At 63.1% G+C, this 18387-nt stretch carries 20 protein-coding genes; 11 read left to right on the top strand and 9 right to left on the bottom strand.

The annotated features are described in order from the left end of the window. Positions 1-785: DHHA1 domain-containing protein (locus EN955_RS17085; protein ID WP_245492840.1), on the top strand; the 785-nt coding region annotated here is incomplete at its 5' end. Between the two features lie 7 nt (positions 786-792). Here the strand turns inward: EN955_RS17085 and EN955_RS17090 are convergent. The 3 genes from EN955_RS17090 to folE form a co-directional block, all read right to left on the bottom strand. Beyond that, entirely contained in the window at positions 793-1767 is a 975-nt protein-coding gene (locus tag EN955_RS17090; RefSeq protein WP_174299064.1) for a patatin family protein, read from the bottom strand. Between the two features lie 81 nt (positions 1768-1848). Then, the gene (hisI, locus tag EN955_RS17095) at positions 1849-2310 is read right to left on the bottom strand and encodes a phosphoribosyl-AMP cyclohydrolase (protein ID WP_013531983.1); all 462 of its coding nucleotides are present in this window, start codon (positions 2308-2310) and stop codon (positions 1849-1851) included. A gap of 35 nt (positions 2311-2345) precedes the next feature. Continuing rightward, entirely contained in the window at positions 2346-2981 is a 636-nt protein-coding gene (folE, locus tag EN955_RS17100; RefSeq protein ID WP_013531982.1) for a GTP cyclohydrolase I FolE, read from the bottom strand. Positions 2982-3221: 240 nt separating this feature from the next. Here folE and EN955_RS17105 point away from each other — a divergent pair, with 240 nt between their 5' ends. Beyond that, entirely contained in the window at positions 3222-3668 is a 447-nt protein-coding gene (locus EN955_RS17105; protein ID WP_024505359.1) for an iron-sulfur cluster assembly scaffold protein, read from the top strand. 104 nt (positions 3669-3772) lie between these two features. Here EN955_RS17105 and EN955_RS17110 read toward each other — a convergent pair whose 3' ends face one another. After that, on the bottom strand, positions 3773-4690 hold the full coding sequence (locus tag EN955_RS17110; RefSeq protein WP_013531980.1) for a LysR substrate-binding domain-containing protein: 918 nt from the start codon (positions 4688-4690) through the stop codon (positions 3773-3775). Positions 4691-4782: 92 nt separating this feature from the next. Between EN955_RS17110 and EN955_RS17115 the strand changes: the two genes are divergently transcribed. From EN955_RS17115 to EN955_RS17135, 5 genes are all read left to right on the top strand, one after another. Next, positions 4783-4941 (top strand): hypothetical protein, encoded by a 159-nt coding sequence (locus EN955_RS17115; protein ID WP_081714426.1) that lies wholly within the window; start codon positions 4783-4785, stop codon positions 4939-4941. 85 nt (positions 4942-5026) lie between these two features. Next, positions 5027-5401: a membrane protein insertion efficiency factor YidD gene (gene yidD / locus EN955_RS17120; protein ID WP_013531978.1), complete on the top strand. Its 375-nt coding sequence runs from the start codon at positions 5027-5029 to the stop codon at positions 5399-5401. Between the two features lie 135 nt (positions 5402-5536). Next, the gene (gene blaOXA / locus EN955_RS17125; protein ID WP_013531977.1) at positions 5537-6364 is read left to right on the top strand and encodes a class D beta-lactamase; all 828 of its coding nucleotides are present in this window, start codon (positions 5537-5539) and stop codon (positions 6362-6364) included. Between the two features lie 176 nt (positions 6365-6540). Further along, entirely contained in the window at positions 6541-8517 is a 1977-nt protein-coding gene (thrS, locus tag EN955_RS17130; protein WP_024505358.1) for a threonine--tRNA ligase, read from the top strand. 84 nt (positions 8518-8601) lie between these two features. Beyond that, positions 8602-9540, top strand: coding sequence for a GNAT family N-acetyltransferase (locus EN955_RS17135; protein ID WP_024505357.1), 939 nt, complete (start codon positions 8602-8604; stop codon positions 9538-9540). Positions 9541-9555: 15 nt separating this feature from the next. Here EN955_RS17135 and EN955_RS17140 read toward each other — a convergent pair whose 3' ends face one another. Beyond that, positions 9556-10518 carry a hypothetical protein gene (locus EN955_RS17140; RefSeq protein WP_024505356.1) on the bottom strand — a complete coding sequence of 321 codons (963 nt, stop codon included), beginning with the start codon at positions 10516-10518 and terminating at the stop codon, positions 9556-9558. A 152-nt stretch (positions 10519-10670) separates the two neighbouring features. Between EN955_RS17140 and EN955_RS17145 the strand changes: the two genes are divergently transcribed. After that, positions 10671-11255 carry a nitroreductase gene (locus tag EN955_RS17145; protein WP_024505355.1) on the top strand — a complete coding sequence of 195 codons (585 nt, stop codon included), beginning with the start codon at positions 10671-10673 and terminating at the stop codon, positions 11253-11255. After that, positions 11256-11864: a flavin reductase family protein gene (locus EN955_RS17150; RefSeq protein WP_024505354.1), complete on the top strand. Its 609-nt coding sequence runs from the start codon at positions 11256-11258 to the stop codon at positions 11862-11864. Positions 11865-11882: 18 nt separating this feature from the next. Here the strand turns inward: EN955_RS17150 and EN955_RS17155 are convergent, their stop codons facing one another. After that, a complete protein-coding gene (locus tag EN955_RS17155; RefSeq protein WP_024505353.1) occupies positions 11883-12599 on the bottom strand; it encodes a TetR/AcrR family transcriptional regulator in 717 nt (238 codons plus the stop codon). A 396-nt stretch (positions 12600-12995) separates the two neighbouring features. Here EN955_RS17155 and EN955_RS17160 point away from each other — a divergent pair, with 396 nt between their 5' ends. Continuing rightward, complete coding sequence (locus EN955_RS17160; RefSeq protein WP_024505352.1) at positions 12996-13670, top strand: isoprenylcysteine carboxylmethyltransferase family protein; 675 nt, start codon at positions 12996-12998, stop codon at positions 13668-13670. Between the two features lie 7 nt (positions 13671-13677). Here the strand turns inward: EN955_RS17160 and EN955_RS17165 are convergent, their stop codons facing one another. Further along, positions 13678-14559: a CoA ester lyase gene (locus EN955_RS17165; RefSeq protein ID WP_024505351.1), complete on the bottom strand. Its 882-nt coding sequence runs from the start codon at positions 14557-14559 to the stop codon at positions 13678-13680. Between the two features lie 2 nt (positions 14560-14561). Further along, positions 14562-15014, bottom strand: coding sequence for a MaoC family dehydratase (locus EN955_RS17170; RefSeq protein WP_024505350.1), 453 nt, complete (start codon positions 15012-15014; stop codon positions 14562-14564). Between the two features lie 151 nt (positions 15015-15165). On the opposite strand from EN955_RS17170, the gene EN955_RS17175 reads away from it, so the two are divergent. Beyond that, complete coding sequence (locus EN955_RS17175) at positions 15166-16290, top strand: DUF2336 domain-containing protein (RefSeq protein ID WP_024505349.1); 1125 nt, start codon at positions 15166-15168, stop codon at positions 16288-16290. Here the strand turns inward: EN955_RS17175 and EN955_RS17180 are convergent. Then, positions 16287-18353, bottom strand: a complete 2067-nt coding sequence (locus EN955_RS17180; RefSeq protein WP_024505348.1) for an FUSC family protein — start codon at positions 18351-18353, stop codon at positions 16287-16289. The two genes, EN955_RS17175 and EN955_RS17180, sit on opposite strands and share 4 nt — an antisense overlap. Positions 18354-18387 lie beyond the last annotated feature (34 nt).

Genomic DNA, 18387 nt, shown 5'->3' on the forward strand with positions numbered 1-18387 from the left:
TTGCCGAGACGCTCGACCGGCTCAACCAGGAACGGCAGCTGATGGAGCAGGAGATGCTCGCGGCGGCGCGCGCCGAGGCCGATGCGGAGCTCGCCGGCGGCAATGGCCCGGCTATCGTCGTCACCGCCAGCAACAGCTGGCATCCGGGCATCGTCGGTTTGCTCGCCTCACGGCTGAAGGATCATGCCCGCCGGCCGGCCTTCGCCATCGCCTTCAACGCCAACGGCATCGGCACCGGCTCGGGCCGCTCGGTCTCGGGTTTCGACCTCGGCCGGCTGGTGCGCGAGGCGGCCATTGCCGGTCTGATCGTCAAGGGTGGCGGGCATGGCATGGCGGCGGGCATCACCGTCGAGCGGGCGAGGCTTGGTGAGCTCAGGGCGTTTTTCGAAGAGCGGGCGGCAGCCGACGTGTTTCGCCTGCAGGGCGAGGAAAGCCTGGCCATAGACGGTGCGCTTGCCGCTGAAGGCGCGACACTCAGCCTGCTCGACGCGCTGGAACAAGCCGGACCGTTCGGTGCCGGGCACGTGGCCCCTGTTTTCGCGTTGCCGCGCCACCGGTTGGCCGATGCGCGGCCGGTCGGCACCAATCACATCCGCGTCGAGCTGCAATCGGAAAGCGGCGGCCGGATCCAGGCGATCGCCTTTCGCGCCGTCGATACCGCGCTTGGCGAATTCCTGTTCAAGAACCGGGGCAAGACAATCCACGTCGCCGGTTCGCTCTCAGGGAATTACTGGAACGGCAACCGCACCGTTCAGTTTCGTATCACCGATGCGGCTCGTGCGTAGGTTTTGATCAGGCGAGAACTGTCTGCAGCCGGGTCAGTTCGCCGATCTGCGCCATCGTCGCCTGATAGCCGAGATTGATCGCCTCGTCGGCGCGGTGGAACTCGGTCAGGCCGATATGGCTGAGCTTCGGCTGCAGCGACATGTCTGGCGGATCGCCGGCAAGTCTTGCGCGCGAAATGCGGTCCTGGATGATGTTGAAGGCCTCGACCATGACGCCGGTGATGCCGAGCCGGGTCTGATGCGACTGGTGTTCGGGATCGCCATGTCCGGCCCTCGGCGCGTCCTTTTCGACGACCAGTTCGCCAGCGCTGTGCTTGATGACGGCGGCACGGCCGAACAGGTCATAGTGAAGGTTGACCGCCACGACGAGCGGCTGCTCGTAGGCGCGGCAGACCGAAACCGGTACGGGGTTGACCAGAGCGCCGTCGACCAGCACGCGGCCGTTGCAATTCACCGGCTCGAACACGCCGGGAAGCGCATAAGAGGCGCGCATGGCGGTAATCAATGAGCCGCTCGACAGCCAGATTTCGTGGCCGGTGCGGATTTCGGAAGTGACCGCGACGAACGGCTTGGCAAGGTCCTCGAAACGAATGCCGGCCATGTGCTCGCGCAGCCTTGCATCGAGTTTCATGCCGCCGAACAGGCCGCTGCCGCGCAAATTGAGATCGAGCAGGCCGAAGATGCGGCGCTTGGTCAGGCTGCGGGCGAATTCTTCGAGCTCGTCCAGTTTGCCGGCGAGATAGCAGCCGCCGACCAGCGCGCCGATCGAGGTGCCGGCGATCATCGATACTTCGATGCCGGCTTCATCCAGCGCGCGCAGCACGCCGATATGCGCCCAGCCACGGGCGCACCCGCCACCCAAGGCGAGCGAAATGCCTGTTTTCTTCTGGGAGTTCGTTTCGGACGCGCCGCCTGACGAGGACAGGCCGTTGGCCTCCCTGACATCTGGTCTGTTACGCAATGACGCCCACTCGAGCATCATGATCTCCCTTGTCCCGAGGCTACTATACGAGCGGGGCGTATCGAAATGATGAATCTGTGTCGTTGGTGTCAGGCAGAAGGTTCAAGCTGTTGGTTTCCGATACGTGTTTTCTGCATCGAACAGCGGCTTGCTGCCGTCGATGGCAAGCGTCCCTTTGCCGTCGACCAGCCCCACCGTCCGATAAAAGCATGAACGCCGGCCAGTGTGACAGGTTGCGTCGTGGCCCAACACTTTGACGCGCAACCATATGGCATCCTGGTCACAATCCGTGAGCATCTCGACGACATGCTGAAAATTGCCTGATGTTTCGCCCTTTTTCCAAAGCGCGCTGCGCGAGCGCGACCAGTAGTGGGCGATGCCGGTCTCAAGCGTCAGCGCCAGTGCTTGCGCGTTCATATGCGCAACCATCAACAGCATGCCGTCCGCGGCGTCTGTCACGACGACCGTGACCAGCCCGGCTGCATCGAAGCGCGGCGAAAACACCGCGCCTTCCTCGAGAGCCTTCTTGTCCGACGGAGCTTTTGGAAATTCCAGTGCCGACATCGCCGGTCCTTGTTTTGATGGCCGGCGAGGGCCGATCAGACCCCGCCGCCGCGCACCATGGTGACGAAACGGACCTGCTCTTCGGGCGTGTCCTTGAAAACGCCGGTGAAGGTCGAGGTCAGCGTGGTTGATCCCTGCTTGCGGATGCCGCGCATGGCCATGCACATGTGCTCGGCCTCGATCATGACGGCGACGCCGCGCGGATTGAGCACGTCCTGGATGACGCCGGCGATCTGCGCCGTCAGCGCCTCCTGGGTTTGCAGGCGGTGGGCGAAGATATCGACGACGCGTGCGATCTTGGACAGGCCGACGACCTTGCCGTCCGGAAGATATCCGACATGCGCCTTGCCGATGATCGGCACCATATGGTGCTCGCAATGCGAATGGAATGTGATGTCCTTGACGATCACCAGGTCATCGTAGCCGGCGACCTCCTCGAAGGTGCGGCCGAGCTCGTCGGCCGGGCACATGTCGTAACCACCGAACATTTCGCGAAAGGCCTTTGCCACCCGCTTCGGCGTGTCGACCAACCCTTCGCGGTCCGGATTGTCGCCGGTCCAGCGCAAAAGCGTGCGCACGGCGGCTTCGACTTCGGCTTCGCTTGGCCGGTCGGTGACCGGCTTTTCCATATAGGCTGACTGTGGCATGAGCTTCTTGATGACGGCATCCATAAAGGCGTCTCCCGTAGTCCCTCTCGGCGGAGGAACGAGTTGAACGGACCACGACCTTTCGGTGTCGGAAACTCGCCCCGTTTCCAGCCCCGTAAGCGGCGTGAACTTCCCGGCAAGGACATTGGCTTTCGTCGTTCTTGTCGATACCGGACTGCCAGCATTATATAAGGTCATAGCGAGCGAAAGGAAGACACGACAGCGGCAATCGCTGTTCGCTTGGCGGCGACGGATTGGAAAATTATGATAAACGACGTCTACAACGCGAAAATTCTCGGTTTTGCCGGAAACATCGCCCGCATCGGCCGTCTCGATCGTCCTGACGCGACCGCCAAGGCGCACTCCAAGCTATGCGGTTCGACCGTCACCGTCGACCTCAAGATGCAGGACGGCGTCGTCACGGATTTTGCCCATGACGTGAAGGCCTGCGCGCTCGGCCAGGCGTCGTCATCGATCATGGCGCAGCATGTCGTCGGCGCGAGTGCCGAGGAATTGCGCGCGGTGCGCGACACCATGCTGAAGATGCTCAAGGAAAATGGCGCCCCGCCGGACGGCCGCTTTGCGGATCTCAGATATTTGGAGCCGGTGCGCGACTACAAGGCGCGGCACGCTTCGACCATGCTGACTTTCGATGCCGTGGTCGACGCGATCGGCCAGATCGAGAAGAAGCGCGCCGAAGAAGCGGCCTGACCTTGGGATTTGGCCGTCCACGGTGCGCAGGCTTCGCGCAGGCGCCCAAAATCTTTGTTGCCACGGCTTGGCATTTGGCTGGACAGGAACCGGGCCAGAAGGGTTTAAGCCTGCGCTTCCAGCGCCCGCCTGCTTTCGGCAAATTCACTTCTGAGCCAGTCGGCGAACGCGGCGGCCGGCTCCGAGAGGTCGTGCAGGTTTCTGGCCACCAGCCAATAGGCGCCGGATGCGACGTCGATGTCGAACGGCTTGACCAGCGCGCCGGATGCGATTTCCCCGCCGATCTGCAACAGATCGCCCAATGCCACGCCATGTCCGAGCAAGGCGGCCTGCTTTGAAAGCGACGCATCCGCCAGCATCGGCCCGCGCGCGGGCACGGCGTCGGCGGGCACGCCGGCCGCTTCGAACCAGCGCACCCAGCCCTGGCGATTCTCCTCGTGCAAAAGCGTGTAGCGGCCAAGATCGATTGGCTTCCTGAGGGCAGGGCCAGAAGCAAGCAGCGCCGGCGACAGGACCGGCGAATCGACCGTCGAGGCAAGCCGCTCGGCCTGGCTGCGCGGCCACGAGTCGGCATGCGCGCTGAAGCGCAAGGCAAGCTCCGGCTGATCGCTGCGGAACTCGATCAGCCTTGGATCGACCTCGAGAGAGACGTCGATGTCGGGCCGCAATTGGCGAAAGCGGTTGAGCCGGGGCACCAGCCACACGGAGGCAAGCGACGGCTCGACACTGACACGGACCACGGACTGCGCCGGTGTCGCCACCAGATCGCCAAGCAAGGTATCGATGGCGTCGAAACTTCTGACAAGCTGATCCAGCAGACGCCGGCCGGTGTCGGTCAGTTCGACTCGTCGATGGTGACGTTCGAACAAGGGTCGATGCAGGAAGATTTCGAGCTCGCGGATCTGCCGGCTGATCGCCGCCTGCGAGACGAAAAGCTCCTCGGCCGCCCGGCTGAAGCTCAGATGCCGGCCCGCCGCCTCGAAGCTCCTCAATGCCGTCAGCGGCAGGCGCCCACGCTTCATTTCGCATAACCCAGGATTATCCGAAGTGGAAATTATACTCGTTTGAAGGCGAAGGCCAGCGGCGGTCTAATCCATGTCAAAGGAGACCGACCATGATCCAGTTGCTGAACATTTTTGGCGATGTCATGCGGATCGCGACGTTTCAATGGCGTGACGAAAAGCAGTATTCAAAGCGCCGCGAGGAGCCGGCCAGTCGTGGCCGCTGGGCGCCGTCGGCTGACAGGCAGCCGTCTCGCCGTTCCCGTCCGTGATGGCGGGGGCGCGGAAGGAGCGGGGATTGCGTTCTCCGGCGGAAGTCCACATCTATCGCCTGGGAAACGCGATACGGAGACTGTGGTGCGCGACCAGCATGGGCATGCGCATATAGACGGGTCGCAAAAACGCGGCCGCAACTGGCCCGGCCCCTGGCGCAAGACGCCAGGCCGTCTCCTCGGCACGTCGCTCGTGCGCCTCTACCAGCTGACGCTGTCGGGCTTTGTCGGCAATTCCTGCCGGCATCTGCCGACCTGTTCGGAATATGCGCATGAGGCGATCGCCCGCCATGGTCTGTGGGCCGGCGGCTGGATGGGATTCTTCCGCGTGCTGCGCTGCGGGCCATTCGGCACGCATGGCATAGACCTGGTGCCGGAGGCGCTTGCGGATCGCTATCTCTGGTTCATGCCCTGGCGGTACTGGCGGATCGGCAGCAAGCGCGACAAAGCGCAGGAATGATGGCCGGGGAGAATAGCAGGTTTACGATCCGGTAGGGTTAACAACAGCCTGCACAAAGACTGCGCATTTGAGACAAAATCGAGACAAGAGACCCCGCTAAGCCGCTCGCGAACCCCCTTCTGGAGCGAGCAGAAAATGCGCAATTTCGACCGTCTTCCCTTCATCTTTGCCGGGATTCTGTTCCTGCTCGCCTGGCTGCTGGGATTTCCGCTGCGCGCGCAATCGGCGCCGCTGGGGGATTTGCAGTGCACGGTGATCGCCGATGCGGCGAGCGGCAAGACGCTTTACCAGGACGGAGTGTGCGACCAGCGGTTCAGCCCGGCCTCGACGTTCAAGGTGCCGCTGTCGCTGATCGGCTATGACAGCGGGATCCTGAGCGACGAGCATACGCCGGCGTGGGACTACAAGCCGGAGTTCAAGGCGGTGAAGCGGGACCAGAAGACCGTCGATCCGGTGATCTGGGAACGGGATTCGATCGTCTGGTTCTCCCGTGAAATCACCAGTCGGCTCGGGCCGGAAAAATTGGCTGGCTATGTCTCCAAATTCGGCTACGGCAATGCCGATGTTTCCGGCAATCCCGGCAAGAATGATGGTTTGACCCAATCCTGGATAAACTCCTCGCTCAAGATCACGCCGGTCGAGCAGGTCGATTTCCTGCGCAAGCTGCTGGCCCGCAAGCTGCCTGTCTCGGCCAGGGCCTACGACATGACATCAGCCATCATCCCGACCTTCCAGGCCGGAGGCTGGACGGTGCAGGGCAAGACCGGAAGCACTAGGCTGCGCAACGATGCCGACAAGGTTCAGGATAAGCGCTCGCTTGGGTGGTTCGTCGGCTGGGCGAACAAGGATGGCCGCCAGATCGTCTTTGCGCGCCTTGTCGTCGACACCGATCGGACCGATATGCCCAAAGGCCTCAAGACCCGAGCCGCGTTCCTGAAGGACCTGCCGCTGCTCATCAAATGAAGTCTGACATTTGAGCCGGGCTTTACGGCGGCGGAATCTGTCCATAAAAGACAGCCGCTGCCGGACGCATCCGGCCTACTCTTTGCATGTCGTAACCCCAAAACCGTCCACACACTTTTGGGCGACATGCATTTCAACCACCCGCGCTCGTTTGCGGGACTGGATAGGAGATATACATGCTGAATTCCGTTTCCCTGACATTTCCCGATGGCTCCGTCCGCGAATACGACGCGGCGATGACCGGTGCGGGCCTCGCCGAATCGATCTCAAAATCGCTGGCCAAGAAGGCGGTCGCCTATGCGATCGACGGCACCGTCCGCGATCTCAGCGATCCGCTTGGCAAATCCGGCAAGGTCGAGATCGTCACCCGCGACGACCCGCGCGCACTCGAACTGATCCGTCACGACGCCGCACATGTGTTGGCGGAAGCCGTGCAGGAATTGTGGCCGGGAACGCAGGTGACCATCGGGCCGGTGATCGAGAACGGGTTTTACTACGACTTCGCCCGCAACGAGCCGTTCACGCCTGACGATTTTCCCGTGATCGAGAAGAAGATGCGCGAGATCATTTCGCGCAACAAGCCGTTCACCAAGGAAGTCTGGTCGCGCGACAAGGCGAAGAAAGTGTTTGCCGACAAGGGCGAACGCTACAAGCTGGAACTGATCGACGCCATTCCCGAGGATCAGGATCTCAAGATCTACGCGCAGGGCGACTGGTTCGATCTTTGCCGTGGCCCGCACATGGCCTCGACGGGGCAGATCGGCAACGCCTTCAAACTGATGAAGGTGGCCGGCGCCTATTGGCGCGGCGATTCGAACAATCCGATGCTGACCCGCATCTACGGCACGGCCTGGGCTGATCAGGCGCAGCTCGAAGCCTATCAGACGATGCTGGAGGAGGCCGAGAAGCGCGACCACAGGAAGATCGGCCGCGAGATGGACCTGTTCCATTTCCAGGAAGAGGGGCCTGGCGTCGTCTTCTGGCACGCCAAGGGCTGGAAGATGTTCCAGAACCTGGTCAACTACATGCGCCGCCGCCTCGACGAGCAGGGCTATCAGGAGGTCAACGCGCCGCAGGTTCTCGACAAGAGCCTGTGGGAGACGTCAGGCCATTGGGGATGGTATCGCGACGCCATGTTCAAGGTGACGGTGGCCGGCGACGATACCGATGACGACCGGGTTTTCGCTCTGAAGCCGATGAACTGCCCGGGCCATGTGCAGATTTTCAAGCATGGGTTGAAGTCTTATCGCGATCTGCCTGTCAAACTTGCGGAATTCGGCAACGTCCACCGTTACGAACCATCCGGCGCGCTGCACGGGCTGATGCGCGTGCGCGGTTTTACGCAAGACGATGCGCACATCTTCTGCACCGAGGAGCAATTGGCGGCGGAATGCCTGCGCATCAACGATCTGGTCCTGTCGACCTATGCTGATTTCGGTTTCGACGAAATCAGCGTCAAGCTCTCGACGCGGCCGGACAAACGCGTCGGTACCGACGAGGCGTGGGATCACGCCGAGGCGATCATGGGCGGCGTGCTGGAGACGATCAGGACACGGTCCGGCAATCGCATCAAGACTTCGATCAATCCGGGTGAGGGCGCCTTCTACGGGCCGAAATTCGAATATGTGCTGAAGGATGCCATCGGCCGCGAATGGCAGTGCGGCACGACGCAGGTCGATTTCAACCTGCCGGAGCGGTTTGGCGCCTTCTATATCGGCTCGGATTCCGAGAAGAAGCAGCCTGTCATGGTTCACCGCGCCATCTGCGGCTCGATGGAGCGCTTCCTCGGCATCCTGATCGAGAACTATTCCGGCCATTTCCCGCTGTGGTTCGCGCCGCTGCAAGTGGTGGTGGCGACGATCACGTCGGATGCCGACGACTATGCGACCGAGGTGGTGACAAAGCTCAAGGCCGCTGGGCTGTTGGCGGAAGCGGATCTGCGCAACGAGAAGATCAACTACAAGGTCCGCGAGCACAGCCTGGCCAAGGTTCCGGTCATCCTCGTCTGCGGCAAGCGCGAAGCGGAAGAGCAGACGGTCAACATGCGCCGACTGGGCTCGCGCGACCAGGAATCGCTTGGCCTTGACCAGGCGATCGCGCAACTGACCGAGGAAGCTGTTACACCCGACCGCCGGCGCAAACGCGCGGCCTGATTGGCATAGTTTCGACCAAATGGCGGTGGAGCGATCCACCGCCATTTTCATATCCCTGTCACGCCGACCTTGTAACGAGCCCCTATGCTCAAGTTGAAATTGCGCGAACGACCTTTTCCCGAGCTTTCCTATGCCAATCCGCGCCAGCCGGCGCTGGCGCGCTGGTTCATTCACTCGGTCGAAGGCCTGTCGGGCCGCGACCGCTATACCGCGCTCTATGATTTCTGGCGCCGCCAGGTCGTGCCGACCGGCGAACGCGTGTTCAGCCGCATGCTCGACCTGATCGATGTGGGGGTGCGGACCGCTGATCAGTGGCCACCCGCGCAATTGCCGGACACGCCGCTGGTGATCGTCGCCAATCATCCGTTCGGCATCGGCGACGGTATCGCCGTGCTGTCGCTGGCCGAGCAGCTCGGCCGTCCGTTCCGGGTGATGATCCACAAGGATCTGCTCAAGATCCGCGAGATGGAGCCTTATTCGCTGCCGATCGACTTTTCGGAGACCAAGGATGCGCTGAAGAACAACATGGCCGTGCGCCATGAAGCGGTGCGGTTGCTGAAGGAGGGCGTCACCATCGTGGTCTTTCCGGCCGGCGGTGTCGCCACCGCGCCAAAGGGTTTTGGCCGGGCGCGCGATCTGCCGTGGAAGATGTTTCCGGCCCGCCTCGTCCAGGACGCCAGGGCGTCGGTCATCCCGATGCATTTTTCCGGGCAGAACGGCAGGCTGTTCCATCTTGTCAGCGGGCCGATGAACATGGCCGAGCGCGACGGCCGGGTGGCCAAGTTCGTCGGCAAGGCCTCGCTGACGCTGCGCACGTCGCTGCTCATCCACGAATTCGCGCGGCTGTCGGGCAAGGCGATCGACGTGCGCGTCGGCGATGTGCTGAGCTGGAGCGAACTGGAGCCGTTGCGCGACCGCAAGGCCTTGCTCGACCGCCTCTATCGCGGCGTGTTCGACCTGGCGCCAGCTTTGCCACGCCGCCGGATCCCGTTCCTGCCGGCGCGGACCGAACTGGCGGCTTGATCCTTAAAACGAAGGTTAATCCGCGCCTTCTTCAGGATCCATCGCCGCGGCCTCGGTGGCCAGAACCTCGATTTCCTGGTTCTGCCCGGCCACGACCGTAAAATCCTTCTGGTAGATGCGGTCGCGGTTCTTGGCGATGATGGTGTAGTCGCCCTCGGCCAGCACCATCGAGGCGAAAGCGCCGACGGTTTCCTTGATCGGATCGCCGGACTCGTTGAGCAGTGACCAGGACGTGTCGGCGATCGCCTCGCCACCGGTTTCGCGCACCAACTTCATCGTGATCTCGGCGGCGTGATGCTCGACGGTGGCTTCGGTCAGCTTGCCGGCCTCGACGCGGATGTCGGAGCGAATGACCGCATTGACCGCGCCATAGGTCGAGACGACATGGTAGATGCCGGCGTTGAGCCGCACGACGCTGTTGGGCTCGACATCGGGAATGATCAGCGCGCGGTCGCCATTGGCCTCGGCAGTGCCCTCGTAGATCGAAAAGCGCAGCTTCTTCGGTGGAATGCGCACGCCGCCGGACAGCACGGCGTCGAGCTTGAGGCCGCCGGCATCGAGCACGAGGCTTTCGCGCTTGGCGTCCTTGCCGACAGTGATGCGTTTGGTGGCGCCGGCCCGGCCGTAGGAGGCGTGAACCAGATAGCTGCCGGGTTCGAGCTGGAAGACGGCGGTGCCGCCATGCGAGGAGGCGACCATCGGCAATTTGCCGTTGACGGCTTCCGGCTTGAAGACCCGCCAGACGATACCGCGCGTGATGTCGGAACCCTTGTCGGTCAACTGGGCAGAGAGTGTGATGGCACCGCCGCCGCTCAGCGCCAGTGACGTCTCGCCTTTCGGCGTCGCGTAGCTCGAAATTCCCGGAAGCTTCAGGTCGCTGACACCGTCGACATTCTGCGCCATGGCGAACGAAACCGGCGCCATGAACAGCAGGGCGCCGAGCCAGATCAGGAAAAGACGGACAGTCCCCTCAAACATGCCTTGCGTTGAAGCCCATGGCGGTGGCAATTTCAAGGCTTAAGAGTCCGACCGATACGACTCTTCCGTCCGGCGTATCCCGCGCCAATGCCCGAGCCGCCCGAATCCCCGATGGTGCGCTTCAGCTCAGAATGTCCAGGAGACTTGCGCCCATGGCGTCGCCGATCATCGACTTCCTGCTGACCCGAAACTCCGCACCGATTCCAGATCTGAAGGAGCCGGCGCCGAGCGATGCGGAGATCGCGACAATGATCACTGCTGCCTCCCGGGTGCCCGATCATGGCCGGTTGGAGCCCTGGCGCTTCATCCTCTACCGTGGCGACGCCCGCGTCGAGATCGGCAGGCAACTGGCAGCACTTGCCGAGCAGCGGGAGGGCCCATTGACGGAGGGCCGCCGCAATCAGGAACTGGCGCGGTTCTCGCGCGCACCGCTGGTGATCGGCGTCGTATCTGTCCCCAGGGAGAATCCAAAAATCCCGCAATGGGAAATGTTCCTGTCGGGCGGCATGGCGGCGATGAACCTGATGATATCAGCCAACGCGCTGGGCTTTGGCACCAACATGATCAGCAACTGGTATTCGGATGTGCCGGAGGGCAGGGCACTGCTGGGGCTGGCGCCGCAGGAGCGGGTCATCGGCTTCATCCATATCGGCTCCTATGCCGGCCCGGCGCCGGAGCGGCCCCGGCCCGATCCGGCAAAGCTGTACAGTGACTATTCGGGGCCGTGGGTCGGCTGAATGTTCTACGAGCCTTCAAAGGGCCACGGCCTGCCGCACGACCCTTCGAAGGCGATCGTGGCGCCGCGTCCGATCGGCTGGATTTCGACACTGAACAGGGCTGGTGAGATCAACCTCGCGCCATATTCCTTCTTCAATGCCGTTTCGACGCGGCCTTTCATCGTCTGGTTCTCCTCCGAAGGCGAGAAGGACAGCGCCTCCTTCGCCCAGGAAACCGGCGAGTTCGTCGCCAATCTGGTCAGCCGCGATCTCGCGGAGAAGATGAACCGCACGTCAGTCAATGCTCCGCGCGGCGTCAATGAGTTCGTCTATGCCGATCTTGCCATGGCGCCGTCGCGGCTGGTCGCCCCGCCGCGCGTGGCGGCAGCGCCGGCCGCGCTCGAATGCCGGGTGACTGAAGTTTTTCGGCCAAAGGCCCTGGACGGGTCGCCGACAAGTGCCGTCATCGTCGCCGGTGAAGTGGTCGGCGTGCATATCGACGACGCCTTCCTGACGGACGGCCTGTTCGACATCACCAAGGCCGGCAATGTCGCTCGTCTCGGCTATATGGACTATGCCAGCGTCGACGAGGTGTTTTCGATGCGCCGGCCACGCTGGGACAAGGACTAGATACCAAGGCTCGGCCAGTTACCGCGCCTTGCCGGCACTCGTTCGCCGCCTGGCGGTCATGACGGTGCGCACATAGCCGGGCTCGCCGATCCGAATGCTTCCATCGGGCAGGCCCAGTATGCGGTCGAGGGCGATCTCGTAGAGCCTGACGCGTTTCTCCAGGACTTCGATCGCGGCCTCCATGTCGGCGTCGCTGCCGCCGGCAATGGCCTTGGCCACGACATCACGCGTGGCCATGCCGAATTGCATGACGATGTCGGCGACACCTTCCGGATCGAAGGTCCTGAAAGTGCCGTCTTCGATTCCTTGCCTGATGACCTTGACCAGCAGCGGTGAAAACGACGCGCTGGCGGCCAGATTGATACGGTGGAAAAGCACCAGATTCTCAGGCCGGAACATCGTCTCGAAAAGAGCCCAAGCTTCCGGCGCGGTTTCGATCTTGGCCCGCCGCGACTGGCTGAGCAGGCCATTCAGGCGGCCAAGCGGGTCGAGGCCGGGATCGTGGAGTATGTCCTGGACCCCAGCCAGTGCCTGTCTTGCAAAGCGATCGGCCAATGCCTCCAGGAGAGCCTCCTTGGAGGGGAAGTAATGATAGAAAGCACCCTTCGAGATGCCGGCGGACGCAATCACGTCATTGAGGCTCGCTTTGTCATAGCCCTGGGTCAGGAACAGGGCCTGGGCATGGTCCAGAAGTTCTTCTCGCCTGAGTTCTGGATGCTTGATGACACGGGGCATGACGAACTTTCTGCACGTGATGGCTGCTCCCGTCCAGTCCCGACGTCGGCAGCCAGGGCAACGAATTTCGGGTTAACGGGTCCCTTCGGAGCCTCCGCTTGCGCGTTGGCTGACGGAGCATCAAACGAAAAACCCGCCTGTGCGGCGGGCCACTGGCGCAAATCAGCACCATGGGCAAAAATGTACCATAGCTGAGATCACCGAGTCAAGAAAAAATTCCTATCACGGAGGCTGCCCGGCAAAAGCGGCCAACACAACCGACTGCTGCAAGCCTTTTGTTAAGCTGGAGTTCGGAGCCTCGGGTCGAAGGTTCGCTTGAACTATAGACCAGCGGTCTGTATGGTAGACCAATGGTCTAAAATACCAATCATCAGCGGATATCAAGGCAGGTCGATCATGATCGCGAAATTGGTTCTTCAGACATTCGTCTGGTTCGTCGCTATGGGCGCCTTGCTCTTCCTGTCGGCCGGCACGCTGCATTGGCCGGGGGCCTGGGTCTATCTGGTGGGGATGGTGGGCCTCAGTCTCACCTTGGGCGTGGCGCTGGCGAGGCGCGATCCCGGCCTGATGAATGAGCGGCTGAGCTCTCCCATCCAGAAGAATCAAGACGCGGCCGACAAGGTGCTGCTGTCCATACTTCTGCTCGTCATCTTTGGTTCTCAGATATTCATGGGATTCGACGTTCGTTTCGGCTGGTCGGCGGTTCCCGTCTGGGTGCAGGTGGTCGGCGCACTGGTCCTGCTGCTCGGAATCTGGATCTGCTATCTGACGATGCTGGAGAACAGTTTTGCGGCGCCCGTGGTCAAGATCCAGGACGAACGCGGACAACGTGTGATCTCCACCGGGCCTTACAGCTACGTCCGCCATCCGATGTATGCCGGCGCCATCCTCTTCTTCGCCGGCACGGCACTTCTGCTTGGTTCCTGGTGGGGGCTGGCGTCGGTGCTCGTGCTCGTCGTTCTCTTGGCCATCCGCACCTTCATCGAAGAGAAAACGCTTCGCGCCGGTCTGCGCGGCTATGACGACTATGTGGCCCGGGTCCGTTACCGCCTGATTCCATTGGTTTGGTAGCAGGCGCTCAGGCGGAAACACCTGCCGCCTTTGCCCGCGCCAGAAGCCGCTCGGCCAGCCGCAGGTGCGGGCGGTCGAACATCTTGCCGTCGATAGCGACGACGCCGGGGCTTCCCGCTGCCGCGAACGCAGCAACGATTGCCGCCGATTGTCTCACCGCCTCGGCCGACGGCGTGAAGGCTGCGTTGATGACCGGCACCTGATCGGGGTGGATCGCCATCTTGCCGGTGAAGCCATCGCGTTCGGCCTCGGCGCACTCCGCGGCGAAGGCCGCCATGTCGCGAAAATTCGGGAAGACGGTGTCGATCGCCGCGACCTCCGCCGCACCGGCGGCGAGTATGGTCATGGTGCGAGCGTGACGGAACACGTCCGTGTAGCGGCCATGCTCGTCGCGGGCGCTGCGCGCGCCGAGCGCCGCCGACAGGTCTTCCGCGCCCCAGGTGAGCCCGGCAAGCCGCGCGCTGGTCCCGGCATAGGTTGCCGCCGCCAGCACGCCTGCCGGCGTTTCGGTGATGATCGGCAGGATCTTGATCGCGCCGTCGGCCAGGCCTTTTTCGGCCTCGCGCACCCTGAGTTTTGCCGACAGGTGCTGCACATCCTGGCCGCCGTTCGACTTGGGCAGCATGATGCCGTCGGGTTTCGCCGGAACCAGCGCCGCCAGATCGTCATCCGTCAGCCCGGTCGCGAGGTCATTGACCCTGACATAGATGGCGGAAGTCGTTTGTGCCCTGCGTTCCAGGATGAAGCGCGCCGCTACGCCGCGCGCCAGCGCCTTGTTGTGCGGCGCCACGGAATCCTCGAGGTCGACGATGACCACGTCGGCGCCGGCACCAAAACCCCTTTCCAGCTTCCTCTCGGAATCACCGGGGACGAACAGCAGCGAGCGCATGATCAGGCCGCCTTCTTCAGCATCATCGCTTGCCTGGTGCATTTGGCGACGAGATCGCCATGCTGGTTGTAGGCGCGATGCTCGAATTCGACGATGCCGCGATCGGGCTTCGACCTGGACTCGCGCACCGAAATGACTGTCGTCTCGACGCGAACGGTATCGCCATGGAAGACCGGATGTGGAAACACGGTTTCCTTCATGCCGAGATTGGCCACCGTGGTGCCGACGGTGATGTCATTGACCGAAATGCCGATCATCAGCCCGAGCGTGAACAGCGAATTGACCAGCGGCTTGCCCCATTCGCTCCTGGCGGCGAAATCGAAGTCGATGTGCAGCGGCTGCGGGTTCAGCGTCATCACCGAAAACAGCATGTTGTCGCTTTCGGTAACGGTCTTGCGCAGCGTGTGCTGGAAGACATGGCCGACGACGAACTCTTCGAGATAAAGTCCGGCCATTTCTTTCTCCTCAGGTGCTTGACGGTTGATAGGCGCTGCAAATCAGCCTCGCAAGCCAGTTAATGAACATGGTGAACGGTTCGTAAACCAATTCTGCCTACGGTCGTCAGTGGGGTCGGAACCTTCCGGCAAGGGGCGTAAGCAGGCGGGCATGGTTGTTGTTTCGCATTTCCTGAAGTGGATCTACACGGCCAAGGTGTCGGAGCGCGCCGCGGCGGCGAGCGCTCTGGCCCGAGCCTACATCAATTCCGAATTGCCCTTCGAGGACCGCTGCGCCGCAGAGGCGGCGCTGACACTGTTGCTCGACGATGCCTCGTCAAAGGTGCGGCTGGCGATGGCCGAGGCGCTGTCGATGAGCCAACACGCGCCAATGCAGATCATCAGCGTGCTGGCCTCCGACCAGCCGGAAGTCGCCGGCGTGGTGCTGGCGCGCTCGCCGCTGCTCACCGACGCCGACCTGATCAACCGCGTGGCTTCGAGTCCGAAGGCGACGCAAAAACTGATCGCAGACCGGCCGCTCGTCTCGATGGCGCTGTCAGCGGCCATCGCCGAGATCGGCGAGGCGGACGCCTGCGCCGTGCTGCTCGCCAACAGCGGCGCCGACATCGCCTCGCTCAGCTTCCGCCGCATGGCCGAACGGCATGGGCACCTGCCGCTGGTGCGCGAGGCGCTGATATCGGATGTCAGGCTGCCGGCCGACTGCCGGCATATGCTGCTCGTCAAGCTTGGCGAAATGCTGAAAACGTCGCCACTGGTGATGGCGATGATGGGCGCGGCGCGAGCCGACCGCGTCATGCGCGACGCCTGCGTCAAGGCTTCGGTGACGCTGATCGAAGGCACGCGCACGGAAGAACATGCGGCCCTGATCGAGCATCTCAGGCTGCGTGGCGACCTCACCGCGAGCTTCCTCATCCGCACCATCGCGCATGGCAAGGTCGATTTCTTCGGCTCGGCACTGGTTGCGCTCAGCCAGCAGTCCGAACAACGTGTGAGGGCGCTGCTGGCCGGCGGGCACGACGTGGCCTTGCAGGCATTGTTCCGCAGCGCCGGGCTCGCCGGCGCCACGCACGCCATCATCCTGCGTGCGCTGAAGATCTGGCGCGAGGTCGCCAACGGCAAGCGCGTCGCCGGTGTGCAGGAGGTAAGCTGGCTGATGCTCAAGGAAGTGGGCGGTCAATCCGCCGAGGGTAATCTCGCCGCCTTGGTCAAGTCGATCCATCTCGACGCGCTGCGCGAAAACGCACGCGGCCACGCGCTGGCGATCGCCGCGGCCTAGCCCCTATCCCTGGCAAAAAAATCCGGAAAATCCTCCATCGCGGCGGCGATGATGCGCAGCGATGCCGCGATCTGCAGCAATTCCCCGGTACCGTTTCGCTGGGCAATACCAGCCGCATATTGCCGGGCGACGGTGACGGTGGATGTCTGCGGATCGCCGGGGGCGCGGAAGAGCAGTTCGCGCGCCAGCCCTCTCAGGAAGTTGGCGATCGAAAGCGCGGTCTCGGATGGGATGGCATGGCTTTGGCTCGCATCGCGCAGCCGAAGGACCTCCAGGCCGACGGTGACGGCGGCGACGCCGCCGCCCAGAACCGCATCGCCTTTCTGACCGGCATTCTGCACCAGCGGCATCAATTGGTTGATGCGGTCGTAGGCGAGGCTCTCGAAGGCCGACCGCCTCGGCACCCGCTCATGCAGGCAAAGCCGCGCCAGATCCTCACGCATGGCGCGCACGATGCGGTTGGCCGCGAGCCAAGGATCGGCCGGCAGCACGACGATGAAGACACCGATCGCCAGCAGGATGCCGACCAGGATCGACGCCGAACCGGCGAAGAAGGGTCCGGGATCGTAGGTCATCGCCTGGTGTGGACTGAGGAAGGCGAGAAAGTTGATGGCGAAAGCCGTCGCCACGCCGACATAACGTGGATTGGCCATGGCCAGCGCCGTCGGCACCAGGATCGGCACGACAAACAGCATGAACCAGCCGAAGCCGGGCAGGGCAGGCAATGCGATCTGGCCGACGAGAAAGGCAAACGGCAGCGCCAGAAGCGTTCCCTTGAAGAAACCCCAGGCGACCTGCACTGGGTCGGGGCGAGCAGCAAATAGGCTCGACACGACGGCAACGAGAATGACCGTGCCGGCGGCTTCCGACCATTTCGTCGTCAACCAGAAGGCCGCGACCAGCAGCGTCGCAAGGGCAGCGCGCACCGCGTTGCGCGATGCGCCGGCGTAATCGCGATGCACCACCAGCGCAGGCTGCCTGCTGCCCCTGGCCGGGCGCGTGGCAGGCGCACGCAGGGCATCGAGGCCGCGCAGCACCTGCTTGAGCGCATCGGCGAAATCGGCGGCAATGGTCAGGCGGGTGATCGTGCCGACCCTGTCGTCGCCTTGGTCGGTCGAGGCATCGGGCATTTGCCGGGCCTTGGCCGAGATGGTGTCGAGCCGCGCCACCCAAGGCGTGGTGTCGTCCAGCGCGCCGGGCTTCGCGGCCATTTCACCGACAAGGGCCTGCAACTCCGAACGCACCGGAATGAGCGCCGCATTCTTCGGAGCGGCATGCGAATGCAACGCACGTGCCGCCGACAGCGCCGAGAGCAGTTGTCCGATCGTGCGCCGGACCGGATGCGCGCGCGGCGCGAAGCTCGGCGCCTCGAGCCTGGCATAGGCGCGCATCTCGCCGAGCGTCTGGGTATCCGTGACCAGCTTTCGGTGCAGCGCGGACAGCGTTGCCGGGTCGCCGCCGGAGAACGCACCGCCGGCATAGGTGGCAAGATCGAGGATGCAGCGTTTCAGGCGCGAGACGATGGCGTCGCTGGCCAGTTTTGGCAGGATCAGCCGGCTGGTCAGGCCGGCGCAGACGATGCCGAGCACGATCTCGGCACAGCGCGCGACAGCGAGGTCGACGACGAGATGCGGCTGTCCGAAAGCGGGCAGGCCTATGATCATTGCGGTGTAGCCGGCAAGCGCAGCGCCATAGGCTTCCGGATTGCGCAGCAGCGACGAGACGAAGGTGCAGATGCCGATCCAGATGGCAAGCACAGTCACCAGCACCCAGGGGTTGGTGCCGAAAACGGTGGTGATGCCGATCGCGGCGATGCCGCCGACCAGCGTGCCGAGCAGCCGGTAGAAGCCCTTCGCCAGCACCATGCCGGCAACCGGCTGGGCGACGATGAACACCGTCATCATGGCCCATTGCGGATGGTCGAGCTTCAGCGCATAGGCTGCCAGCAGCGCGATCAAGCCGGCTGAAACGGTGCGCAAGGCAAAGATCCAGTCGGAGCGCGTCGGCTGCGTCAACCCGGCTAAACTCGTCTCGAAATAGCCTTTCAGCCGCGTCCTGGTCACATGCTCGTCTCCGCAACTGGAGCCTTGTTATGGA

The sequence above is a fragment of the Mesorhizobium sp. M7A.F.Ca.CA.001.04.2.1 genome (genome assembly GCF_003998485.1).
In the GTDB taxonomy this organism is placed as follows: Bacteria; Pseudomonadota; Alphaproteobacteria; order Rhizobiales; family Rhizobiaceae; genus Mesorhizobium; species Mesorhizobium ciceri.